The 23359-nt window shown below is 40.3% G+C and carries 21 protein-coding genes and 2 tRNA genes; 9 read left to right on the top strand and 14 right to left on the bottom strand.

Going from position 1 to position 23359, the window contains the following annotated elements; translation table 11 throughout:
* Both NY014_RS16205 and gap read right to left on the bottom strand, forming a co-directional pair.
* Window positions 1-621 (bottom strand): LON peptidase substrate-binding domain-containing protein, encoded by a 621-nt coding sequence (locus tag NY014_RS16205; RefSeq protein ID WP_354003194.1) that lies wholly within the window; start codon window positions 619-621, stop codon window positions 1-3.
* Between the two features lie 90 nt (window positions 622-711).
* Window positions 712-1716, bottom strand: a complete 1005-nt coding sequence (gene gap / locus NY014_RS16200) for a type I glyceraldehyde-3-phosphate dehydrogenase (RefSeq protein ID WP_259415588.1) — start codon at window positions 1714-1716, stop codon at window positions 712-714.
* A 255-nt stretch (window positions 1717-1971) separates the two neighbouring features.
* Between gap and NY014_RS16195 the strand changes: the two genes are divergently transcribed.
* Window positions 1972-2844: a S1 family peptidase gene (locus NY014_RS16195; protein WP_259415587.1), complete on the top strand. Its 873-nt coding sequence runs from the start codon at window positions 1972-1974 to the stop codon at window positions 2842-2844.
* A 49-nt stretch (window positions 2845-2893) separates the two neighbouring features.
* Here the strand turns inward: NY014_RS16195 and NY014_RS16190 are convergent, their stop codons facing one another.
* From NY014_RS16190 to NY014_RS16170, 5 genes are all read right to left on the bottom strand, one after another.
* Window positions 2894-5125 carry an NADP-dependent isocitrate dehydrogenase gene (locus tag NY014_RS16190; RefSeq protein ID WP_259415586.1) on the bottom strand — a complete coding sequence of 744 codons (2232 nt, stop codon included), beginning with the start codon at window positions 5123-5125 and terminating at the stop codon, window positions 2894-2896.
* 183 nt (window positions 5126-5308) lie between these two features.
* Window positions 5309-6109, bottom strand: a complete 801-nt coding sequence (locus NY014_RS16185; RefSeq protein ID WP_259415585.1) for an amidohydrolase — start codon at window positions 6107-6109, stop codon at window positions 5309-5311.
* Window positions 6106-6660: a peptide deformylase gene (gene def, locus NY014_RS16180; RefSeq protein ID WP_259415584.1), complete on the bottom strand. Its 555-nt coding sequence runs from the start codon at window positions 6658-6660 to the stop codon at window positions 6106-6108. Before def ends, NY014_RS16185 begins: the two co-directional genes overlap by 4 nt.
* Complete coding sequence (gene ruvX, locus NY014_RS16175; protein WP_259415583.1) at window positions 6657-7070, bottom strand: Holliday junction resolvase RuvX; 414 nt, start codon at window positions 7068-7070, stop codon at window positions 6657-6659. Before ruvX ends, def begins: the two co-directional genes overlap by 4 nt.
* Window positions 7070-7828: a hemerythrin domain-containing protein gene (locus NY014_RS16170; RefSeq protein WP_259415582.1), complete on the bottom strand. Its 759-nt coding sequence runs from the start codon at window positions 7826-7828 to the stop codon at window positions 7070-7072. Before NY014_RS16170 ends, ruvX begins: the two co-directional genes overlap by 1 nt.
* A gap of 163 nt (window positions 7829-7991) precedes the next feature.
* Here NY014_RS16170 and NY014_RS16165 point away from each other — a divergent pair, with 163 nt between their 5' ends.
* Together NY014_RS16165 and NY014_RS16160 are read left to right on the top strand one after the other, a co-directional pair.
* A complete protein-coding gene (locus NY014_RS16165) occupies window positions 7992-9650 on the top strand; it encodes a S41 family peptidase (protein WP_259415581.1) in 1659 nt (552 codons plus the stop codon).
* A gap of 116 nt (window positions 9651-9766) precedes the next feature.
* A complete protein-coding gene (locus tag NY014_RS16160; RefSeq protein WP_259415580.1) occupies window positions 9767-10201 on the top strand; it encodes a VOC family protein in 435 nt (144 codons plus the stop codon).
* 44 nt (window positions 10202-10245) lie between these two features.
* Here the strand turns inward: NY014_RS16160 and NY014_RS16155 are convergent, their stop codons facing one another.
* Entirely contained in the window at window positions 10246-12201 is a 1956-nt protein-coding gene (locus NY014_RS16155) for a M1 family metallopeptidase (protein WP_259415579.1), read from the bottom strand.
* A gap of 163 nt (window positions 12202-12364) precedes the next feature.
* Here NY014_RS16155 and NY014_RS16150 point away from each other — a divergent pair, with 163 nt between their 5' ends.
* The 4 genes from NY014_RS16150 (at window position 12365) to NY014_RS16135 (ending at window position 15106) form a co-directional block, all read left to right on the top strand.
* The gene (locus NY014_RS16150) at window positions 12365-14191 is read left to right on the top strand and encodes a TonB-dependent receptor (protein WP_259415578.1); all 1827 of its coding nucleotides are present in this window, start codon (window positions 12365-12367) and stop codon (window positions 14189-14191) included.
* A gap of 134 nt (window positions 14192-14325) precedes the next feature.
* Window positions 14326-14400: transfer RNA gene (locus tag NY014_RS16145), tRNA-Val, on the top strand.
* Window positions 14401-14428: 28 nt separating this feature from the next.
* A tRNA-Val gene (locus NY014_RS16140) sits at window positions 14429-14503 on the top strand.
* Window positions 14504-14647: 144 nt separating this feature from the next.
* The gene (locus NY014_RS16135; RefSeq protein WP_259415577.1) at window positions 14648-15106 is read left to right on the top strand and encodes a hypothetical protein; all 459 of its coding nucleotides are present in this window, start codon (window positions 14648-14650) and stop codon (window positions 15104-15106) included.
* A gap of 164 nt (window positions 15107-15270) precedes the next feature.
* On the opposite strand, the gene amaB is transcribed toward NY014_RS16135, so the two are convergent.
* The 3 genes from amaB to NY014_RS16120 form a co-directional block, all read right to left on the bottom strand.
* The gene (gene amaB, locus NY014_RS16130) at window positions 15271-16815 is read right to left on the bottom strand and encodes an L-piperidine-6-carboxylate dehydrogenase (RefSeq protein ID WP_259415576.1); all 1545 of its coding nucleotides are present in this window, start codon (window positions 16813-16815) and stop codon (window positions 15271-15273) included.
* A 67-nt stretch (window positions 16816-16882) separates the two neighbouring features.
* Window positions 16883-17905, bottom strand: coding sequence for a DUF4421 domain-containing protein (locus NY014_RS16125; RefSeq protein ID WP_259415575.1), 1023 nt, complete (start codon window positions 17903-17905; stop codon window positions 16883-16885).
* Window positions 17906-18164: 259 nt separating this feature from the next.
* Complete coding sequence (locus NY014_RS16120; protein WP_259415574.1) at window positions 18165-18881, bottom strand: glycosyltransferase domain-containing protein; 717 nt, start codon at window positions 18879-18881, stop codon at window positions 18165-18167.
* 141 nt (window positions 18882-19022) lie between these two features.
* Between NY014_RS16120 and NY014_RS16115 the strand changes: the two genes are divergently transcribed.
* Complete coding sequence (locus NY014_RS16115) at window positions 19023-19856, top strand: FkbM family methyltransferase (RefSeq protein WP_259415573.1); 834 nt, start codon at window positions 19023-19025, stop codon at window positions 19854-19856.
* Here NY014_RS16115 and NY014_RS16110 read toward each other — a convergent pair.
* On the bottom strand, window positions 19853-20563 hold the full coding sequence (locus tag NY014_RS16110) for a glycosyltransferase family 2 protein (protein WP_259415572.1): 711 nt from the start codon (window positions 20561-20563) through the stop codon (window positions 19853-19855). The genes NY014_RS16115 and NY014_RS16110 overlap by 4 nt on opposite strands.
* 78 nt (window positions 20564-20641) lie before the next feature.
* Entirely contained in the window at window positions 20642-21844 is a 1203-nt protein-coding gene (locus tag NY014_RS16105) for a pyridoxal phosphate-dependent aminotransferase (RefSeq protein WP_259415571.1), read from the bottom strand.
* 131 nt (window positions 21845-21975) lie between these two features.
* Between NY014_RS16105 and NY014_RS16100 the strand changes: the two genes are divergently transcribed.
* Window positions 21976-22830 (top strand): toxin-antitoxin system YwqK family antitoxin, encoded by an 855-nt coding sequence (locus NY014_RS16100; RefSeq protein WP_259415570.1) that lies wholly within the window; start codon window positions 21976-21978, stop codon window positions 22828-22830.
* Here NY014_RS16100 and NY014_RS16095 read toward each other — a convergent pair.
* On the bottom strand, window positions 22827-23354 hold the full coding sequence (locus NY014_RS16095; protein WP_259415569.1) for a YSC84-related protein: 528 nt from the start codon (window positions 23352-23354) through the stop codon (window positions 22827-22829). The two genes, NY014_RS16100 and NY014_RS16095, sit on opposite strands and share 4 nt — an antisense overlap.
* Between the last annotated feature and the right edge of the window lie 5 nt (window positions 23355-23359).

Genomic DNA, 23359 nt, shown 5'->3' with positions numbered 1-23359 from the left:
TTAGAAATCTAGGGGATCCAAGTTTTTAAAATGACCATTTAGCTTGATGATCTCCTTGGCACGCTCAATATTCTTGATCACTGGAATGATCCTCTTAAAATGCTTGATCAAATACTCCATTCGTTTCCCTTCTTCCGGAATTTGTAGTAATTCAAGTTCCTCCTCCACTTTCAACCCGATTTTATGCGCGTAGGTAAAGGAGCTTGTCTGTTCTGGATTTATTTCTTCCGAAAAATGGAATAAGTATAATAACTCCTTCAGGTAAAAAAGAAATTCATGATTTTGCACCGCAGTGACAACAGGTGAGTTTTCAAAAAATTCAACTTCTCCCCCTGCATATAATTTTCCCTTCACGGGATTATCAAAAGTCTGAATTCGGAAAGCCCGCTTTCCCCTTGTTTTGATATCCAATCTACCGTCTGGATAGCGCTTATATACCTTTTCCAAAACCACCTCTGTCCCAAAGCCAGTCAACTTATCCAAATAGGTACAAATGCCGAAACTGAGTTTTCCTTCCTCCACATCAGCCAATAATTGCCGGTAGCGAGGCTCGAAAATATGGAGATTTAGTTGCTCTCCCGGGAAAACAACCAACTTCAAAGGGAATAAAGGAAGGTACATACCCATTACATATGATTAACCCTGTTTCAGGGTCATTGATTCCTTCAATTTAAGGAAATAAAAAAGCTCCGTTTCCGGAGCTTCTTAAAATTATTTATTGGCGATGTATGCCAATAGGTCAAGGACCTTATTGGAATACCCCCATTCATTATCATACCATGAAACTACTTTCACGAAGGTATCAGAAAGTTGAATTCCTGCTCCCGCATCAAAAATAGAGGTACGAGCATCACCCACGAAATCATTGGAAACTACTGCATCTTCAGTATATCCCAATACTCCCTTCATAGGCCCTTCTGAATATTCCTTCATTTTTGCACAGATTTCCTCATAAGTAGCTGGATTCTTCAATCGAACAGTCAAATCAACAACAGAAACATCCGGAGTCGGAACTCGGAATGCCATACCTGTCAATTTTCCATTCAATTCAGGAATTACTTTTCCTACTGCTTTTGCAGCACCAGTTGAGGAAGGAATGATATTTTGTCCAGCACCACGTCCACCTCTCCAGTCCTTAGCTGAAGGGCCATCTACTGTCTTCTGAGTAGCAGTAGTTGCGTGAACAGTAGTCATAAGACCTTCTTCAATACCCCAATTGTCATGCAAAACCTTTGCAATTGGAGCTAGACAGTTGGTAGTACAAGAAGCATTAGACACGAAAGTCATATCAGGAGTATACGCCTCTTCATTTACCCCCATTACAAACATTGGCGTGTCATCTTTGGAAGGAGCAGACATGATTACTTTTTTCGCTCCAGCATCGATATGACCTTGTGCTTTTTCTTTGGTCAAAAATATACCTGTAGATTCGATGACATAGTCAGCTCCTACCTCACCCCATTTAAGGTCAGCAGGGTTTTTCTCAGCAGTCACGCGGATAGCTTTTCCATTGACTACCAATTTTCCATCTTCTACTTCAACGGTTCCTTTGAAACGACCGTGCGTAGAGTCATACTTCAACATGTAAGCGATGTAGTCCACATCGATCAGGTCATTGATAGCTACTACTTCGATATCATTTCGTTCTTGGGCTGCGCGAAAGGCAAGTCTTCCGATTCTTCCGAATCCGTTGATTCCGACTTTAATTTTGCTCATAATTTTATTGATTAACGTATAGGTTTGATTCTAAAAACTTCTTTTTCTGTCCCTTATTCGGTCAAAATGTTAGAATTTGGTTAAAGTTATTACAATTTTTTGGCTAGCCCAAACGAAAAAGCAGTCTAGAAACCAGAACCAAGCCGAAGCTAATTTTCAATCGATTTCGAAAAAAACTTTTTTCAAGAATTTTCCCGAAAACTGATTTTTTGCCTTCTGAATCGCTATTTTAAACCATCCACTACAATTAAAATCATGTTTGTAAAAGCTATTCAAGAAGTTGCAGGTTACACCAGAGCTATCCATTCCATATCCAGGAATTTTGGAGGGAAAAGCATACAGCGGGGTTCGGCCACCTTGTTTTTTGTCAATGAGGAAGGATGGGCTTTAACCTGCCGTCATGTCGCCCAATGGATTATGCAGGCTGATGCCATCAACAAAAATTATCGGGCTTTCCTCGATCAAAGTCCCGGGCTTAGTGGAAAGCAGCAGAATATCTTGGCAAAATCCCTCAACTTGTCTCAAGACAAAGCCTGCGAAATGCGAATCACATTTGTGGATTGTGTCGATGAAATCAAAAACATCCGTTTTGTTCTCCACCCTAATTATGATTTGGCTTTGATCAAATTCGAGGGTTTCAACAAACATCATTTTCAAGGAAGAGCCAAATTCTTGAAAGATGATCAATCTGCACAGCCAGGAGCTATGCTATGTCGATTGGGATTTCCGTTCCCTGAATTTTCAAACTTTAAATACAATCCCGAAAAAAATCTTTTGGAATGGACCTCGCAGGGAGCTGCTCGATCTCCGAGATTCCCAATTGAAGGAATGCTGACTCGTTTTTTGGGTGATCAAAATGGAAAAATCTACGGGATTGAAATGAGTACTCCTGGATTAAGAGGGCAAAGTGGCGGACCTTTATTTGATTCGGAAGGAAGAATAATTGGAATGCAAAGCCGAACAAAGCACCTTCACCTAGGATTTGATATTGAAGACAAGGAAATTGTAGCCCATGGGAAAAGTAAAAAGATCAATGATTATGCATTCATCCATTTGGGAGAATGTATTCATGTCAAAGTCATCAAAGAGTTTCTAAGGCAGCATCAAATCAGTTTTGATGAAGAATAAAAAAAGCTGCGTTGAAAAACGCAGCTTTTTCTGTCCTTATAAATTTCAATTACGCTATGCTGTTGATGATTTCATTTAGCAAATGACTAGGACGCATAGCTTTTGCCGTTTTTTCAGCATTTGGCCTGTAATATCCCCCAATATCAACGGAGTGTCCTTGAGCCTCATTTAGCTCAGCTTCAATTGCATCAGCCTGACTTGCCAAAGCTGCTGCTACTGGAGTAAATTTCTCTTTCAACTCGGCATTTTTATTCTGTGCTGCCAAAGCTTCAGCCCAATATAGCGCCAAGTAAAAATGACTTCCTCGATTATCCAATTTGCCAACTACACGAGCTGGAGACTTATCATTTTCGAGCCATTTTCCGGTAGCCTGATCCAAGGTCTCAGCAAGTAGCATTGCTCGCTCATTTCCATACATTCTACCTAGATGCTCCAAAGAAACAGCCAATGCCAAAAACTCTCCTAAAGAATCCCATCTCAAATGTCCTTCCGTCACAAATTGCTCCACATGCTTTGGAGCAGAACCTCCGGCACCGGTTTCAAAAAGACCTCCACCATTCATCAAAGGAACGATAGAAAGCATTTTGGCACTAGTTCCTAATTCTAAAATCGGGAAAAGGTCAGTTAAGTAGTCACGAAGGACATTCCCTGTAACCGAGATGGTATCCAATCCTTCTTTTATTCTAGCCAAAGAAAAATTGGTCGCCTCGACAGGATCCATAACATGAATTTCAACACCTTCTAAACCATGTTGAGGCAAGTATTCATTTACCTTTTTAATCAACTCAGCATCGTGAGCCCGTTCAGGATCCAACCAGAATACAGCCGGAGTTTGAGATTGCTTAGCACGGGTAACAGCCAATTTCACCCAATCCTGAACTGGAGCGTCTTTAGTCTGGCACATTCTCCAAATATCCCCCTGCCCCACTTCATGTGACATCAATACCTCACCTGCCTTGTCCACTACTTTAACAGTACCAGCAAAAGGAATTTCAAAGGTTTTATCATGAGACCCATATTCCTCCGCTTTTTGAGCCATCAAACCGACATTTGGTACTGATCCCATGGTAGCAGGATCAAATGCACCATGTTTCTTACAGAAATCAATGGTTGCTTGATAAACACCCGCATAGCTTCGATCCGGAATTACAGCTAAGGTATCCTGCAGCTTGCCGGCTTTATTCCACATTTTACCTGAACTTCTGATCATTGCTGGCATAGATGCATCAATAATCACATCAGAAGGAACATGCAGGTTGGTGATTCCCTTATCTGAATTCACCATGGCTAAATCCGGGCGATCAGTGAAGCAAGCCTCTATATCTTGTTGAATAGCAGCTTTAGTCGAATCGTCAAGTTTATCAATCGCAGATAACACATCCCCGAAACCATTGTTTGGATCAGCGCCTACACTTTCCAATTCCTGCTGATATTTATCGAAAACAGGCTTGAAGAATGCTTTTACTGCATGGCCAAAAATGATAGGATCAGACACCTTCATCATGGTAGCCTTCATGTGAATAGAGAATAATACTCCATCCTTTTTGGCTTCAGCTATGGCTTTTTGGAAGAACTCACTCAAGGCAGAAATACTCATGGTGGAGGCATCGATGATCTCACCTTTTTGTAATTTCAACCCTTCCTTCAATACTTTTTTACTTCCATCTTTTCCTTCCAAAACAATGCTTACCTCATCCTCCTGTGGAAGGGTACAGGATTGTTCGCTTCCGTAAAAATCCCCGGAGGACATACTCGCCACTTGCGTTTTGGATTCAGGACTCCAAGCTCCCATACTATGAGGATGCTTTTTAGCGTAAGCTTTTACAGCCTGTGGAGCTCTCCGATCGGAGTTACCTTCTCTCAAAACCGGGTTCACCGCGGATCCTTTGATTTTATCGTAAGTAGCCTTAATTGCTTTTTCTTCCTCCGTCTTTGGCTCTTCAGGATAATCTGGAAGGGCATAGCCTTTTCCTTGAAGTTCTTTGATAGCTGCCTTCAATTGAGGAACTGATGCTGAAATATTAGGCAATTTGATAATGTTGGCCTCAGGGGTTTTTGCTATTTGACCCAGTTCAGCCAAAGCATCTCCAATTTGTTGTTCAGGCTTTAAATACTGTGGAAAATTGGCAATTATTCTTCCCGACAAAGAAATGTCTCTCGTCTCTACTTCAATAGCTGCAGAACTTGTAAAAGCCTGGACAATGGGTAGAAATGAATACGTGGCTAAGGCAGGCGCCTCATCAGTTAGGGTGTAAAGAATTTTTGGAGTCGAATTACTCATGATTATCAAAACTGAAAATTGAAAGAAATCCTGTGGATCCAAGCCAAGACCCTTATCCTTAAGTGCTTGAAAATAGGTCTACGAAGAAAAATGGAAAGACAGGATGAATTTTGCGGGGCTAAAATACAGAATTTATGCGGGTTTCAAATCCCAAAAACATAAATCAGACCCATTGAATGGGCTTTATTCCAACTGAAAAGAATCCCCGTCTCTCCATGCAGGAAACTTTTTGCGATATTCCTTCAGCTTCTCCAAATCAAGATTTACAATTTGAATACTTTCTTCTTCTCCGAAATTTAGCAAGCATTCACCTTTAAAATCATATGCTGCAGAATGCCCATTATAAAGGATCTTGTTACCATCTGTACCCACTCGATTAAGGCCAATGGAATATGCAAGGTTTTCAATTGCTCTGGCAGGAAGCAAGGCATCCCAAGCAGATACTCTAGCCGCCGGCCAAGAGGCGACATAAAAAATCAGATCATAAGCCAATTGCCCCTCTGACTGGACTTTATTTCTAGACCAAACAGGGAATCGAAGATCATAGCAAATCTGAGGGCAGATTTTCCAACCTTTTATCTCAAAAATGGGTAATTGATTTCCTGCCGAAAATAACTGATGCTCATCTGCCATCCGGAAAAGATGGCGTTTATCATAAAAATCAACTTTCCCGGAAGGACTCACCCAAAGAAGACGATTATAATATTTGCCGGATTCATGAATGATGGCACTTCCGGCAACGACGGATTTTTTTTGTTTGGCCATCTGCTGCATCCACTTCGTCACATGGAGGTTCATAGGTTCGCCTACTTCCTTCACTTCCATGGTAAATCCCGTTGGAAACATTTCCGGAAGTAAAATCAAATCAACCGGACCCTGAATTTGCCATATTTTCTCCTCCAGCATAGCCAAGTTTGCAACCCGATCTTTCCAAAATAGATCAGTCTGTATTAAGGCAATTTGGAGGTTTGGAGCGGGACTCATTTAAGAGGATAAATCATGCGGTAATCAGTCGGCACTTTGCCTTTACTGATATCGATCAATTTGGACTTGATCAAGCGTTTTTTCAACCCGTTTAGGTAATCAATAAAGAGAATTCCCTCCAAATGATCATACTCATGCTGAATCACACGGGCGGTCATACCGGAGAATTCCTCCTCTTTTAGATTCCAGTTCTCATCGTAATATTCGATGGTCAATTTTTCAGGGCGGATAATCTCAGCCCGAACATCAGGAATACTCAAGCAGCCTTCTTCAAAGCCGTAGTCATCACCGTATTCATCGAGAATAATTGGATTGATAAATGCCCGGCGGATTCCTTTTTCTTCATCATCTTCACCAAGCATCAAACTGCTATCGATTACAAAAAGTCGAATTCCTTGATTGATCTGCGGAGCAGCAAGGCCTACCCCATTTGCCCGATCCATGGTTGCGTACATGGAATCGATCAATTCCTGAACATTTTCTCCTTCAGGAATGTCCAAAGCTTCTTTTTTTAATATAGGGTTGCCGTAGGCTACGATTGGGTAAATCATCGTTGTGTCAGAAAGGATTGTAAGATTATGGTAGCGCTTATTTTATCCAGATTTCCGGATTTTTCACGCCTGTCTTTTTTCTTGCTTCCCATGCTAATCATAGACTGCATGGCCATTTTTGAAGTAAATCGTTCATCTACCAAATGAATCTTTTTTGCTGGGAAAAGACCTGCAAGCTTTTCTCTCAACTGATAGACATTTTCGGTCATTTGGGTAGATTCTCCTTGTAAATTTTTCGGAAGACCAAGCACGACATCCTCCACATTTTCTTTTTCGAAGTACTTTTTCAGAAAGTCCAACAAATCTTCCGTTGGGATAGTTTCAAGCGGATTTGCCACGATCTGCATGGGGTCAGTGACAGCAAGACCGGTCCTTTTAGTACCCAAGTCAATCGCTAAAATTCTAGCCATTAGTTGGTACGGATTTTTTGATGGATCATTCGAAGTACTTCTTTTTCAAGCTCAACTGCTTTTGGAAACAGCAATTCGTCTTCGATTTGAGCATGAATGGTCAATTCCCTTTCAAAATTCTGTAACTCATGGAAAAGTACCTTCATCGTCAAAGGGGCTGAATCTTCAAGGGAATAATTATCTGTCAATTTCCGGATCCCTTCCATTTCATCATCATGGATTTCATGCTCCTCAGCCAAAAGACGCACAGGATCCTTTTCCAGAATTGTCAATGCATCATGCAAGGCAAAATTGCCATCCTCAATATCCTGTAGCAATTCAATTCGCTTGAAAAGACGGCTTTCCTCTTCATGGATATGATGGATAAAATCCTCCACAAAAAGCGGGAACATGATTTTCAAATCTGCCATCAATTGCTCAAAGCCCTTTTCAGCCTGAACTCCAGAAATCAAATTGGATAAAAATGGTAGCTCTTGACGGACGAAGTAATAGTGCTTCTTTTTCAGATAGGCCACCAAAACTTCAATGGGATTCAGATATAGATCTTCCGGTGTTGGCTCTTTTCGAGCCGCCCATGATTCCAGTTCTGAAATCAACTGATTGGGCTTTACCCGATGTTTTTTACAAACTTGCTCTAGAGAGTCAGTAGGGTATTGATAAAAACTGATCCCGAAGTAATGCAGGACCGAAGCAAAAACATAATTGTGGGACACTAAGTCAGCCACGGAGGTTTTATTAAAATTTTGGGGAACCTGCATTGCGCAAAAATAATTATTTTTAACAGAATTCAGGAGACAAAAACAGACCTTTATCCGTTACATTCGTATAAAGAAAGCTAGGCCCCATCCCAAATTTCTGGGAAAGCTTCAGGTTTTAATCTAAGTTGTCTGGCTATTTGAATTTCCTTAAAACCAAATCATTGTGAGTAATACAAAAAATTCCAAAGCTCAAATTCGACTTCCCATCTTTTTAGCTCTTGCAATTTCTGCAGGCATTTGGATTGGAGCCACTTTTGCAGAGCCTGAAAAAAATCAGAACGATCTCCGAGCAGCTTTGTATAAAATGCAGGAGATTATGACCTACATCAACCGTGATTATGTGGACAGTGTCAATACCACCGAATTGGTTGAATATGGGATCACCAAAATGCTCGAAAACCTAGACCCTCACTCCAGCTATATTCCTGCTCGGGATGCTTCTTTAGCTCAATCCCAACTTGACGGAGAATTTGATGGTATTGGAGTGGAGTTTGGAATCATTCGCGATACAATTTATGTCGTTGCACCTTTGACAGGAGGTCCATCTGAAGCTCTGGGTATTCAATCAGGAGATCAAATCATAAACGTAGATGGAGAGACTGTTGCCGGAATCGGAATTACCAACCGGGATGTATTCGATCTTCTTCGTGGACCAAAAGGCTCCAAAGTGATTGTCGACATCAAGCGGAAAAATCAGCCCGAATTGATCACGTATGAAATTACCCGGGATAAGATTCCTCAATACAGTATCAATGCTTCATACATGATCAATGATGAGATCGGTTATGTGAAAATCACGCGATTTGCGGCGACAACCTATAATGAATTCCAAGAGGCTGTCACTGATTTGAAGAATCAGGGAATGAAAAAGCTTGTGATTGACCTTCAGGGCAACCCTGGCGGTTATATGGGCGCTGCTATCAACATTGCAGATGAAATCTTGGGTGATCGTGATTTGATTGTTTCTCAAGAAGGAAAAGTTCAACAGTATAGTCAAAAGGCTTATGCTTTCCGTCCGGGACTATTCGAAGATGGTTCAGTGATCGTATTGGTAAATGAGGGTTCTGCCTCTGCATCTGAAATCTTGGCGGGAGCCATTCAGGATAATGACCGAGGCTTAATCGTAGGTCGCCGTACGTTTGGAAAAGGATTGGTCCAAATGCCAATTGATCTTTCTGATGGGGCTGAACTCCGTTTGACTATCGCTCGCTATTTCACACCGTCTGGACGATCTATCCAAAAACCTTACGATTCCAATTATGAAGCCTACGAGCGGGATTGGATTGAGCGATATGAGCATGGAGAGTTTTTCTCAGCGGATAGCATCAAATTCAACGATAGCCTAAAATACGAGACTAAGAAAGGCCGAATCGTATATGGTGGCGGAGGAATCATGCCAGACTACTTTGTTCCTTTGGATACCACTTACAGCTCAGCTTATGTGACTCGATTATTCAACTCAGATTCTTCCAGAGAATTCATCTTGGACTTCAGCAACAAACACAAGGATGACTTTACTGATATGAGCCTTGAGGAATATTATAAAAGCTATGAAGTAAGCGATGCAATGTTACGAGATTTGGTTGCTATCGGAGAGAAAAATAAAGTAAAATTTGACCAAGAGGATTTCAATCAGTCCAAAGACTATTTGAAGGTTTTGATTAAAGCTCATTTAGGCAGACAATTGTACGATGATGATGCCTTCTACATGGTAATAAATGACATCAATGAGGTTTACCAACAAGCCATAAAGCTTTTTGATGAAGCAGACCGAATCGCGATGGCTGCTGACCTCAGCAGGATGATCGAAGAAGAAGAATAATAAATACTACTTCACTTGAAAGCTGACTCCTAACAGGGTCAGCTTTTTTGTTTTATTCCGAGGAGATTTTTGGCAAAAAGCTGTACCTTCTTTGTTTAAAAATCGAGCATAATCACATGAAACACTTCATTTTCACAGTTTGCATCCTTATGGTAACTCAAACCTTAACAGCCCAAATAAAAGTCAACCATATAGCAGTCCATGTTTCTAATCTTGAGAAAAGTATGGACTTCTATCAAAAAATCTTGAATCTGACGGAAATCGAAGAGCCATTCAAAGATGGATTGCATGCTTGGTATGATATAGGAGGAGGTGCTGCGCTTCATCTTATCGAAGCGACTGAGATACCACAAGAAATCTCCAAAACCAACCACCTTTGCTTCAGCATTGCAGATATGGATGGTTTTGTAGCCCGGCTTAGATCAACCAATTATCCATTTGAAGATTGGCCAGGGGAAAAAGGAAAAATCACTACTAGACCAGACGGAGTGCGACAAATTTACATCCAGGATCCCGATGGCTATTGGCTGGAAATCAACGATGATTTTTAAATGAAAAAACCCGATCAATTGAATTTTTGATCGGGTTTGTAATTTTAATCTTCGTCGTAAATAGGCTGTGGCCAATGGTCATTTCCTAAATTGACATCAGGCAAAATTTTATCCGGATCAATGGTAACCGAAGTGACCTTTTTATCAGTCTTAATCATGTGATTCCAAGTATCACCTCGCTGCCAGATTTCTACCGGAATCATTTGACGCTCCTTGCTTCCATCCTCAAATTCGATTTCCAATAACACTGGCATTGGGATATCACCTTTATTTGCGAGAACAACCACATAATTTCCTGCATAAGGTACCACACCATTTATCGCTAGGTCAATATTTCCATTTCCAAAGAACCAACCTTTCCAGAACCAAGAAAGATTTTCTCCAGCCACATTTTCAATATGATTAAAGAAATCAGAAGGCTGTGGATGCTTATAAGCCCAAGTCTTGATATAAGATCGGAAAGCATTGTCAAAACGCTCAGGCCCCAGAATGTATTCCCTTAACATAATCAACCCAATTCCTGGCTTCATATAAGCGACCATCCCCAAGTTGGAAGTTCTTGCCACATCTGGATAGGTATCAATTCCCTCTCGATTGTCATTGAGGAAGTAATTGTTGTATCGTCGGGTTTGATTCAGATTGGAGGAATATTCCCCATCATTGAAAGCTAAGGTACTATAGTGATTGATGAAGGTGTTGAATCCTTCGTCCATCCAGGCGTAGCGGCGCTCATTGTTACCAACGATCATCGGGAACCAGTTGTGGCCAAATTCATGATCAGTCACTCCCCAAAGTCCTTCTCCTTTGGAAGTATATCTACAGAAGTTCAAACCTGGATATTCCATTCCCCCGATGTCTGCTGCCACATTGGTAGCTGTTTCATAAGGAAACTCGAACCACATCTGAGAATAGTGCTCGATGGAAGCTTTGGAGTATTCTGTAGATCTAGACCAAGCTCCTTCCCCATCCGACTCTTTAGGATATACTGATTGAGCCAGAATGGTTTTGCCACTAGGCAAATTGATTTTTGCTGCATCCCAAATAAAGGTCTTAGAAGTAGCAAAAGCCACATCCCGAGAATTTTCAATCTGGAAATGCCAAGTAATCATTCCCTCCTGCTTAGGACGAGTTAGCTCCGTGTTCTGGATCTCCTCAGGAGAAACCAAATAAACTGTTTCATCACTCGCTTGCGCTTTTGCATAGCGATCCTGAAGTTCTTTTGACAATACATCTTTTGGATTCATCAACTTCCCTGATCCTACCACAATGTGATCGTATGGAACGGTCACTTTATAATCAAAATCACCGTATTCCAAGTAGAACTCACCAGCTCCCAAATATGGTTCGACATTCCATCCTTCAATATCATCGAATACAGACATTTTAGGATACCACTGGGCAAAAGCATAAATCCATCCGTCTTCCACCTTCAGTCTCCCCATTCTATCCATCCCTTTCTCAGGAACTTTGAAGGAAAAATTCATAGAAATGGTCGCTTTTCCTCCTTTTGCCGGAATTGGTTCATTAAACCAAACCTGCATACGGGTATCGTTGATCAGGTATTTGGAAGAAACAGAGCCCTTAGATCCGACTTTTGCCTGGACAGCCGAAATATCAAAACCTCCATCGGCATCCCCATTGTAGCGGTAACCTTGGATAGGCGTAGTCAAAGCTCCACGTGAGTCTTCTGTAAATCGGTTTTGCTCCAATTGAAGCCAAACAAACTCCAATTCCTCTGGGCTGTTATTGGTATAATCAATAGTCACTTTTCCACTGAGAACATGCTCGTCTTCATTTAGGGTGACTTCAATTTGGTAATCAGCTTCATTTTGCCAGTAATTCTCACTTGGCTTTCCGGAAGCTGTCCGGGTGTAGGTCCCTTTACGGTCAATAAATTCACCAAAATCTGCCTGATTATTTGCTAAACCCTGTTGGGCAAAACTGGCCCCGACCCCAACACTGATCGAAAACAACAGTCCAAAAGCTAATTTTCTAACCATATTTCTATTTTTTGTTTGTTCCTTAAAAGTACGGACAAGAAGAGTTTTATCAAGCCTATTTTACACAAGTACATCTAGCATTAACCATTTTTTACATCCATCTAAAAATTGGATAAGGAATTTTTACGCTCCAACTTTGCCTTACTATTACGCATTGATCTTTATGAGAAAAGTACTATTGACCTTCGCAGCATTGTTGGCGACCGCCTATGCTTGGGGGCAAGTGGATACTGTATCCCAAAACCTGGAAGAAATCATTATTCAGGAAAACAGACTTCAAATTCCCTTCTCAAAACAAAACAGGAATATCTCTGTGGTAACCAAACCACAGCTAGAAACAACTCCTGGAAGAAGTCTTCAGGAAGCACTTGCTTTTGTTCCGGGAGTGGATGTTCGCCAACGAGGTGTAACAGGAGTTCAAGCAGATATAGGTATTCGTGGTGGGTCTTTTAATCAGACGCTCATGCTTCTAAATGGGATCAAACTTACCGATCCACAAACCGGGCATCATATGATGAATATCCCTGTTCCACTAATAAATATTGATCGGGTTGAGGTTTTGAAAGGACCGGGAGCTCGGATTTTTGGGCAAAATGCCTATGCCGGAGCAGTAAATGTTATCACTGAATTGAGTGACCAACGTAGCATGAGATTGCAAGGCTATGCAGGGGATTTTGGAATGCAGGGATTGAGTTTTGCTGGCTCACTTCCTTTAGGTTCATTCAAGCAAAACTTGAGTCTTTCCCGAGATAAATCCAATGGACATTGGTATAATTCAGATTATCAAGTCAGCAACCTTTTCTATGAAGGAGGATTGGATTTAAATGAAAACCATTCTATCCGAGGAATGATTGCTTATACCGATAGAACTTTCGGAGCAAATGGTTTTTATACCAGCGCTTTTCCTGACCAATGGGAAAGCATTCAGACTAGCTTAGGAGCTATAAGTCACACTTTCTCCAATCGGAACCTTTATTTAAATACACGAGCATACTGGAGAAAGAATGAAGATGAGTACCGACTCAGAAGAAATGAACCTGAATTCTATCAAAACAATCATATCTCCAACATTTATGCTCTGGAACTGAACGGAAGCTTGGAGTCTAGTTGGGGGAAAACTGGTTTTGGAGCTGAAATCCGGGAAGAAAAACTAGAAAGCAACAATTTGGGCGCAAGAAACCGTACGCTTGGAGGAATATTTTTGGAGCAGTTTATTCCTTTGGGGGATCGGTTTGATTTTAGAGCAGGTATTTATTCCAATTATTTTGATGACTGGGGATGGAAACACTTCCCCGGAATGGAAGCTGGTTTTCAAGCTACCGACGCCCTTCGATTCTATTCCAGTTTGGGAAAAAGCTTTCGAATCCCAACCTACACAGATTTATACTACGTAGGCCCAACAAACATTGGAAATGAAAATCTACTTCCGGAAGAAGCCCAAAACTTTGAAATTGGAGCAAAGTGGATTGAGGGAAGATTCTTTGCAGAGGCAGTTTATTTCATTCGGAAAACGGATGATCTCATAGAATGGACCCGGCCTGACGCAGACACACCGTGGCAACCTCAAAACTTTAATCAAGTGAACTTTGATGGAATCGAACTAGCATTCACTTACCGATGGAATAACAACTCTAGTCTATTTTCAGTCAAAGAGGCCATGTTTTCCTACAATTACATTAATGCTGATTTGGTTGAGCAACCTGGAACAGAAACCCGCTATGCTTTAACTGCCCTCAAAAATCAGCTGTTAGGCGGACTGCTTTTGGGGATAGGAAAGAAGGTGGAATGGAATACCAAAATGCGGTTCATCGAACGGATGGGACAAGACCCCTATTTCCTTTTGGATATGCGAGTTGATTATAATCGAGCTGGAAAAATTGGAGTTTTTGCAGAAGCCTCCAATATCACAAATACCGATTACATTGAAGCTGGAACAGTCCAAATGCCAGGCCGATGGTTTAGAGCGGGAGTGATGTTGAATATTGAGTAAATGAAGAAGAAATTTTCCAACTCATAATCAATCATTTATCAAATTGATTAAAAAAAATAAAACCCTTTATTTGCTTCAAATAAATTTCAAATTACCTTTGCATTCCCTTTCAAATGGATCGGGAATCTAAAGATGGGAGCTTAGCTCAGTTGGTTCAGAGCATCTGCCTTACAAGCAGAGGGTCGGGGGTTCGAATCCCTCAGCTCCCACATCTTTTTGAAAGTAAAAAACCCATTCGGGAGCTTAGCTCAGTTGGTTCAGAGCATCTGCCTTACAAGCAGAGGGTCGGGGGTTCGAATCCCTCAGCTCCCACATTAGCCTCAGAGAAATCTGGGGCTTTTTTATTTTTTGAAATTTTCATTTTTTACGCACCCATTAAAATTTGTTAAATCAAAACCGTCCTGACATAAAAGCAATTAAGAATATTTTAATTTCAAAATAGTTGTTCTTTTTGTTATGAAAATCAAAATATTTTTATTCTTCTTTGCTTTACTAAATCTTTCAGCAAACACCTATTCTCAAACTTCGATTCAAAACAAACTTCTTGGAAATTGGAAACTAGAACTCCATGAACCTTATGAATCATTTTTAGTATCTCAAATTGTCCAAAACCAAGTAGCCAATGATGATGAATTATGGAATTGGCTAGTCAAGTTTAGAGAGGAGGATCAAATGAATTTTTTCACCAAAGATTCTTTGATCATGACAGTGGTTGATAAAAAGGAGTACAAACAAATAAAAACTACTTGGTTATTTAACGAAACGGATTCTATACTATCGTATCTTGACACATATTCAAGTATTCCAACCCGGTTGAAAGTCAGTGAAGTAACAGAAAATAAATTGATATTTGATTTTAAAGTCCCAAACATGGACTACCCCATGAAAATCATTTATCGTAAAAACATTGATTAACCAACGAAGCCCTGAAAAAATCATTTTTTTCCTTTTCCATTAAATCATGTGCTGAGGTAGATTCAAAACACATTATATAAAAGTCACGGAAGAGAAACCTGATATTGAAAAAAGTCCTCAATAAACAATTACTGAGGACTTTAAACTAGAATTATTTTTTTCAGTTAAATATCAAATTTGATTCCTTGCGCCAATGGCAATTCTGTAGAGTAATTAATCGTATTCGTTTGTCTTCGCATATAAGCTTTCCAGGCATCTGAACCTGACTCGCGACCACCTCCAGTTTCTTTTTCGCCACCAAAGGCTCCTCCGATTTCTGCGCCGGAGGTACCAATATTCACATTGGCAATTCCGCAATCAGATCCTGCAACGGACAAGAAAGTTTCTGCTTCACGCATATTGGTAGTCATGATCGCAGAAGAAAGTCCTTGAGGAACTCCATTATGCAGAGCGATTGCTTCAGCGAAAGTTTTGTATTTGATCAAATATAAAATCGGGGCAAAGGTCTCATGCTGGACAATTTCAAAATGGTTTTCAGCCTCATAAATCGCAGGCTTGACATAGCATCCAGATTCATAACCTGCTCCACTCAAAACTCCACCTTCTACCACAGCTTTCCCTCCTTCTTCCTTCACTTTTTCAATTGCTTTCAAATACATCTCTACTGCAGCTCGGTCGATCAATGGTCCTACATGATTTCGCTCATCCAATGGGTCCCCTATCACTAATTTACTGTAAGCAGAAGCCAATCTGTTTTTCACCTCATCATATACTTTCTCATGGATAATCAGCCTTCTTGTACTGGTACAACGCTGACCTGCCGTACCCACCGCTCCAAAAAGTGCACCCCGAATAGCCATATCCAAATCTGCGTTTTCGGTAATGATGATGGCGTTATTTCCTCCTAATTCCAAAAGGGCTCTACCCAAACGCTCTCCCACGGCCTTTCCTACCAATTTACCCATGCGAGTAGAACCTGTAGCAGATACCAAAGGCACTCTCGGGTCATGAGAAAGAAGCTCTCCTACCTTGTAATCCCCAATAATCAGGTTCGAAATACCTTCAGGCATCCCATGTTTTTTGAAAATCTTACTGACTATATGCTGACAAGCAATTCCGGAAAGTGGAGCCTTTTCTGAAGGCTTCCACACGGTCACATCTCCGCAAACCCAAGCTAAGGCAACATTCCAGGACCAAACAGCAACAGGAAAATTAAATGCGGAAATAATTCCGACGATTCCAAGCGGGTGCCATTGTTCGTACATCCTATGCCCAGGACGCTCGGATGGCATAGTCAAACCATAAAGTTGTCTGGATAATCCTACTGCAAAATCACAGATATCGATCATTTCCTGAACTTCTCCTAATCCTTCCTGATAAGATTTCCCCATTTCGAAGGATACAAGCTTGCCTAAATCTGCTTTTACTTCCCGTAAAGCGTTTCCAATTTCTCTTACTATTTCACCTCGTTTGGGAGCGGGTACCAAACGCCACTTTTCAAATGCCATTTGGGCGGTGGAAATTACAGACTCATAGGTCTCGGAACTAGTTTCCTGAACTTCGGCTATAATCGAACCATCTACGGGAGAGACAGAAGAGAAAAAGTCTTTGCCGGAATCCAACCAAGATTCCCCTGTTGAAGAACCTAAATTTTGGGATTTCACCCCTAATCTTTCCAAAGATTCAGCGATACCAAATCGATTATCCATGTTGCTTGTAGTTTTCGTTGATTACTCAAAGCTAAGTGAAATCAAAGAAAGCCCAAGGCAAAAACAATCAATCTTTACTGATCAGACGGATAGGATTGAATTTTTGGAATTTCTTTTCAAATGACTTCCCAACCCCAAATTTGTATACAAAATTTATCCGGTAATTTCCGGTGTTGATCGCTTGGTCGAATGGTTCCTCTTGTACAAGGGCCAGATTTTTCCATACATAATTCGCATTAATGGAAAACTTCTTAGTATTATAACCGGCGAACCCTCTCAGGAAAAAAGTTGGAAAAGCCCCCCATTTTTCTTCAACAGAGCTATTTTCCCATTCAGCATAACCCAAACTTAAATTGATCCCTGCGACACCTGTTAGGAAAAAGCCCTTTCCAAAAACCAAGGTCCCTGCCCCGCCTACCTTTGGACCGAACTGAAAATAATTCACCCTCCGAAAATTGACAGATTCAAGCTGCTCCGTACTCGGAATCAACAATGAATCCCCTGTTACTTTCCCACCATATACCTCGAAACCAACAAATGGTGAAAAAGCAGATTTTTTCTGGATATGGGATTGGTTAAAAGCAGCCTGAAGAGAAAGTTTATCTCCATGAAAGAGGTAATTCACATTCAAGCCATATTTTCGAAGCTTGATATCTTCTCGTAAGTAATCCTGATCAGAGTTTTGTAGTTGATCTTCACTGAGAATGAAACCGTCATAAAATTGTCCAAAGAAATCAATGATCATTTTCTTTGGATACATATGAGCCTGAAGATCCCAATATTTCGGGAAGTCTAATTGTCTGTTGGGATTCAAAAATGAAAGCGGTCCAGCAATATTCAAAGTAAATTTTTGGTAGGTAAACCCCACACCAAGATTATTTCCTGAATTTGGACGAAAAATAAGACGCCTATCTTGATCAGGAACATTGATGGCAACATTGGTATACTTTTTAGAAAAATAAAACCTCAACCCAAAAAGCTCCGGATGAACCTCAACATAATTGGAATCATATTCTGATTTCTGAGCTTGAGCCGCTAAGCTTGACAGAAACAAAAAACCCGAAAAAAGAACTGCAATAGGAAGTCGCAAAGGAATTACCGTTAAGATTAAAGTGTAAATAAAAGAAAAATCCGGATGGCTAATCCGGATTTTTAAAACATCATAATAGGAAAATAAAGGAATTATCCTCTGATTTTTTTAAAGAATAATTGACAAAAGTTGTTTAATCACCGAAATAAATTTACTTAGTTATTTTATTAATCCAAATTTTTATTTGGATTTTCCTATCAAAAACAAAGCGAAAGTTTCTACTGACCTTATAATTAAGAAAAAACGACCTGACTTAGCCCTATTTCTTCAATCCAAGCCACTTAAAAAAATCTAGCTTAGAAGAGGGTGCTTCACCCTTTTTCCGAAACTTCAGGGATATATGATGGCCTCTGTTTCGCTTGATGTACTTGAATAATTCCGTTCTTTCAATAATATGGATCGGCACCTTTGTGAGATAGGAAGCAATAGGCAGACTCAATTGATCCCGATGAGAATATTCAGAAAGAATTTTGGCCCATGACTCTTCCAAAGCCCTGACCTCTGGAGATTTATCTCTTACAAGAACCATGGTTTCGAATAATCCTAGATCATCTTGATAGCCTATAGCTTTTGCATAATTCAAGGTTCTTTCTACATTTTCAGGCAAGTCCTTTTTCTTTCTTAAAATCTCTTTGGCCTCTTCAGCTAGGCTGCTTCGCTTGGGATGTTCACAAGTCAAAAACCCACCCCGGAAAAACTTATCTAAAAATTTTTGTGGATTTTGGATGATTTCCATGTTACCATCCATATAGATTGTCAATTCATAGGGAGTCGTGAATTCACAACTATTGATCTTCAAAAGTCTTTGTTGCTTAATAGGGTTCTCTGATTTAGGCAAGACTTTCGTCTCCCATCCTTCAATTTTCAAATCCTCTTGATCCGTAAACAGCCAAAAATCAAATCCTTCAACCCCAATAACGGGCTTCACCTTGTCGTAATTATTGGTAACTACTGTATAAATCAAGTGATTAGACATAAACCGTGTACACTAACTCGTTACTTTTTTGCCTTTAATTCAAGTTTTGGATAAATAAACCTTCTTTCCTTTAGATTTATTTATTTTTGATTCTTAAAGAACTGAGAGAATCAGTTCCCAAAATAGGAAAAATAACCCTGCATGCTAAAACATAAACTAAAGGCCAGCTTCAAAGCTTTTTGGAAAAATCTTCGATTCAACCTCAGCGCGAATGATAATCCGGCCTTTATTGGATTTTACAAATACCTTTATAAACCTAAAAAAGGCAGTTTAGCAGAATTTATTTCCGAATACTCCTTATCCAAAAAAGGAGACTTTTATGTTATCCAAATTGGAGCAAACGACGGAATTACCCATGATCCAATACATAAATTCATCAAACGGGATAGATGGAAAGGTGTACTATTAGAGCCTCAACCTGATGTATATAATCAAGAGTTAAAAAAAATCTATCAATACAATGAAGGGCTTTATCCCATTTGTGCCGCAATCGGCAAAGAAGACGGGACTCAAAAACTCTACAAAATAGGCTTCTCTACCATGAGATGGGCCACGGGTCTGGCTTCTTTTTCTTTGGAACAAATAAAGGATCATTTTCGAAATGGGATTGTAGCCTTGAATTGCAAAAAATATGGACTTGAAATCCCAAAAGACCCGAAAGAACAAATTGTTGAGGTAGATGTAGAAGTCATCTCTCCTAAAACCCTCCTCGAAAAATATAATGTATCACAAATTGACCTCTTGCAAATTGATGCTGAAGGGTATGATTTGGAGGTAATTAAAATTTTTGACATTGGAAAAACGAAGCCTAGGGCTATCATTTTCGAAAATGAAAATTTACCGAAGGAAGAATTAGAGGAATGCTATCAATTACTGAGAATCAATAATTATCGTCTTCAAAAATTCGGAAGAGATACCTTGGCTATGCTAAATCCGCCAAAAGAATTCGAGCGTTTTTTTAAATCCGGAATTTAAATCTTATCCAATCCTTTCCAGTACTTCAAAAAGTAATATTTAAGCGGATTTTTATACTTCAATTGCTTCCAAGGTCGGCTTCCATGTGGTCTATGCCACACCGGAGCATTCATCAAAACATAATTTTCGAAGCCCTGCTCCAAAGCCTTTGAAGAAATGAATGTATCATACCAATCCTTGGCATCATCCAATCCGGAAAAGTCATAGGATTTCAAAAAGTCCTCCGAGAATAAAGTACAGCAAAAGCTCAAACTCCGCTTGGTTGAAATGATAGGATCTTTGACATTTTTAAATTTCAGGTAGGGGAAATTTACATCGCCCCTTTCATCCACTGTCACCGATCCCACTAAAGCAGAATTTTCTTTTTCCCTTTGATATTCAAGCAATTTGCTAATGGTATCCCTTTTTACAACCACATCTGACTCAATCACTAAAAGCGGCAATCCATATTCAAGAGCTCTTTTCTGGGAAATCTGTAGAACCAATTTGTAATTCGGAGATGGATGATCCGTGATATCTTCCAAATGGACCAATTCGTAGCCCAATTTTTCCTGATTCCGTTCAAGCTCCTTCTTGGTTTCCTCACTAGAAAAATCATTGAAAATAATGTGTTTGACCTGCACATCCGACTCAGCGATCGCTTTTGCTGTATCCAAAGTCGTTTCAATAGAATTCTTTACTGGAGTGATTACAAGGACCTTTTCCATGGCAAAAATTTTCTCAAAAGTAAGCCTTTCCAAAAGGGCAAAAAAATATCCTGGCCAATTGGCCAGGATTTATAAGAATTAAGCGAGATCGCCCAGAGCTTTTTTCAGTCGTTTTAAGGCTTCTTTTAACTCATCCTCTGATGCAGCATAACTCAATCTTACACAATTAGGCGCGCCAAAAGCGGAGCCAGTCACCAAGGAAACATGAGCCACATCCAACAAATACAAGCACAAATCATCCGCGTTATTTACAGAATGTCCATGTGCTGATTTCCCAAAATAGGAAGTGACATCCGGGAAGAAATAGAAAGCTCCTTCTGGAATATGGGTTTTTATCCCTGGAATTTCTTGGAGCAATTCAAGAACAAGTTGTCTCCTTTTGAAATAGGCATCCGCCATTTCTTTAGTAGGAGTCTGATCTCCTGAAATAGCCGCTAATGCAGCACGCTGAGCGATACCTGTACCACCCGATGTGAATTGACCTTGTATTTTTTCAACTGCCTTGGCAATTTCAACAGGAGCACAAATGTATCCTACTCGCCAGCCAGTCATTGCATATCCTTTTGAAAAACCATTGACTGTGATAGTCCGCTCAAACATCCCCGGTAAGGAAGCGATGCTGAAGTTCTTTCCTGTAAAATTGATAAGTTCATAGATCTCATCAGCAATCACCATGATTCCATCGTGAGCTTTTATCACGTCCGCAATTGCCTCCAACTCTTCCTTACTGAATACCGAACCAGTTGGATTACAAGGAGATGAGAAAATAACTGCTTTGGTTTTGTCGGTAATTGCTTCTTCCAATTGAGCTGCAGTTGCTTTGAAGTTATTTTCTAAAGTCCCTTCAATCAATACAGGAACACCTCCTGCCAACTTGATGATCTCTGCATAACTCACCCAATAGGGAGAAAAAATCACCACCTCATCACCTTCATTCAAAAGGCACATAAATGTATTGGCAATGGAATGTTTTGCTCCGGTAGAAACAACGATATTCTCAGCTTTGGCTTGTTGGATGTTATTCTCTTCTCGAAGTTTTTTTGCAATTGCTTCTCTCAGATCCTGATAGCCAGCTACGGGAGGATAAGAGAAATATTTACCCTCGTCGATGGCCGCCTTTGCAGCCTCTTGAATATGCTTTGGAGTCTTAAAGTCCGGTTCACCTAAACTGAGTCCGATGATATCGATTCCTTGAGATTTCAGCTCCCGGGCCTTTTTGGCCATCGCAAGGGTTGCTGATTCCTCCATATTCAAGATGCGATCTGATAGAATAGAATTCATTTTTTAATTGATTTTTTTACAAATTCCTCAAAAATAGGCAGAAGATTATTAATTCTAAACAATCTGATAGAATTGCTCTTGAAATGTTATTTTTGAGTAAAATACGGATGAAAAAATCCCGTTTTTCCAATATGAAGCGTATATTCATTGCCATTTTCCTATTTACTTTTTTCCTCTCCAAAAGCTGGGGGCAAACAACGAGTGAAAAACAATCAGACCCAGACAGTACAGGCATTGTCAATACTTCGGTCCTGCCCACGACAATGCCTTTATTGCTTTTTGATGATCGAGATGAAAAAGAGGAGAAAAAAGAACGGAAAAAGAAGGAGCGGAAAAATATTTATTTCGGCATAAAAACGCGCAGAGGATTTATCCGTCAGACACTTCGAAACCAAGAAATTTTTGAGCTTTTCAATTATACAGAAGCCACTCGTCAGCCAGACCCATACATTCGGGATGTCTATTGGTACGATCCAGGAGAGAAAGCCATCAAGCGGGAAGATTACCAAGCCGGCCAGGGATACCTCCTACATGGTCCCTATGAGCGGAGAATCAATGATGTGGTTGTAGAAAGTGGGATGTATTACTATGGAATGAAACATAACACCTGGATGCTATTTGACAACCGAAATGTTCTTCAGGATAAAAATCATTTTCAAGAGGGATGGCCTGAGGAATCCCGCATTACTTATTACAACCGGACCTCCAAAACCATAGAAAAAATCATCCCTGTTCAATATGGGCTGGAGGAAGGATATTTCTATCATTTTTACGAAGACAGTCAAGTGGCCGTGACGGGTGAATACCGCTATGGACAGAAAGTGGGGTTATGGACAGAATACTGGGACACCAATAATACACGAGCTATCCGAAAGCGGGAAATACAATATCAGGAAGAACCCTATATGGATGAGTTCAAACCTTATATTCGAGCTGAATGGGATAAAGAAGGAAACCTCGTATACCGAAGCGATCAAGCGAATTAATTTTCCCTGAATTTAAATTGCTGACCTCCAACAGAGGCTTCATACATCAGGCCTCCCTTGGTCCGGGTGAAAACAGCTACACCATCCACATATTTAGCATTGGCGGAAGCACCCGATGCCGCCGCCACAGCGGACACTTGGGCAGCCATTTCAATTTTCCCATTTTTAAACCGTTCCCAAGCTTCTTTATCTTCAAAGAAAACCACTTCACTATAAGCTTGTCCTCCCGCCTGAAAACCTATAGTTACTTGGGTCATCCGAGCAAATCCAATCTGCGTTCCTTGCTCAATGGCCACACCATTTCCTGCTGCTCCCCCAACTCCTAAACCTCCTTTTCCTACATTAGGCAAAATAATATACCCATAAGCAGAATTGAAGAATTGACTCATGCTTGGGTCATCCTCCAAAAAAGCGGCTTTAGCTTCTGCTGCATCTTCGATGATTTGTTGGTCCTTTTTGTCGCTTTGCGCAAATACGACTCCTGTCATCAACAGGAAAAGAAAGGTGATTATTAGATTTTTCATAATTG

The sequence above is a fragment of the Algoriphagus limi genome, assembly GCF_024919275.1.
GTDB classification, from domain to species: Bacteria; Bacteroidota; Bacteroidia; order Cytophagales; family Cyclobacteriaceae; genus Algoriphagus; species Algoriphagus limi.
Note: the sequence above shows the minus strand (reverse complement) of the source record. Positions and strands in the feature narration are given on the sequence as shown.

Bases quoted from the DNA above. Each gene is read 5' to 3' on its own strand.
- NY014_RS16205 (WP_354003194.1), bottom strand. From the start codon at position 621: ATGTACCTTCCTTTATTCCCTTTGAAGTTGGTTGTTTTCCCGGGAGAG.
- gap (WP_259415588.1), bottom strand. From the start codon at position 1,716: ATGAGCAAAATTAAAGTCGGAATCAACGGATTCGGAAGAATCGGAAGA.
- NY014_RS16195 (WP_259415587.1), top strand. From the start codon at position 1,972: ATGTTTGTAAAAGCTATTCAAGAAGTTGCAGGTTACACCAGAGCTATC.
- NY014_RS16190 (WP_259415586.1), bottom strand. From the start codon at position 5,125: ATGAGTAATTCGACTCCAAAAATTCTTTACACCCTAACTGATGAGGCG.
- NY014_RS16185 (WP_259415585.1), bottom strand. From the start codon at position 6,109: ATGAGTCCCGCTCCAAACCTCCAAATTGCCTTAATACAGACTGATCTA.
- def (WP_259415584.1), bottom strand. From the start codon at position 6,660: ATGATTTACCCAATCGTAGCCTACGGCAACCCTATATTAAAAAAAGAA.
- ruvX (WP_259415583.1), bottom strand. From the start codon at position 7,070: ATGGCTAGAATTTTAGCGATTGACTTGGGTACTAAAAGGACCGGTCTT.
- NY014_RS16170 (WP_259415582.1), bottom strand. From the start codon at position 7,828: ATGCAGGTTCCCCAAAATTTTAATAAAACCTCCGTGGCTGACTTAGTG.
- NY014_RS16160 (WP_259415580.1), top strand. From the start codon at position 9,767: ATGAAACACTTCATTTTCACAGTTTGCATCCTTATGGTAACTCAAACC.
- NY014_RS16155 (WP_259415579.1), bottom strand. From the start codon at position 12,201: ATGGTTAGAAAATTAGCTTTTGGACTGTTGTTTTCGATCAGTGTTGGG.
- NY014_RS16150 (WP_259415578.1), top strand. From the start codon at position 12,365: ATGAGAAAAGTACTATTGACCTTCGCAGCATTGTTGGCGACCGCCTAT.
- NY014_RS16135 (WP_259415577.1), top strand. From the start codon at position 14,648: ATGAAAATCAAAATATTTTTATTCTTCTTTGCTTTACTAAATCTTTCA.
- amaB (WP_259415576.1), bottom strand. From the start codon at position 16,815: ATGGATAATCGATTTGGTATCGCTGAATCTTTGGAAAGATTAGGGGTG.
- NY014_RS16120 (WP_259415574.1), bottom strand. From the start codon at position 18,881: ATGTCTAATCACTTGATTTATACAGTAGTTACCAATAATTACGACAAG.
- NY014_RS16115 (WP_259415573.1), top strand. From the start codon at position 19,023: ATGCTAAAACATAAACTAAAGGCCAGCTTCAAAGCTTTTTGGAAAAAT.
- NY014_RS16110 (WP_259415572.1), bottom strand. From the start codon at position 20,563: ATGGAAAAGGTCCTTGTAATCACTCCAGTAAAGAATTCTATTGAAACG.
- NY014_RS16105 (WP_259415571.1), bottom strand. From the start codon at position 21,844: ATGAATTCTATTCTATCAGATCGCATCTTGAATATGGAGGAATCAGCA.
- NY014_RS16100 (WP_259415570.1), top strand. From the start codon at position 21,976: ATGAAGCGTATATTCATTGCCATTTTCCTATTTACTTTTTTCCTCTCC.
- NY014_RS16095 (WP_259415569.1), bottom strand. From the start codon at position 23,354: ATGAAAAATCTAATAATCACCTTTCTTTTCCTGTTGATGACAGGAGTC.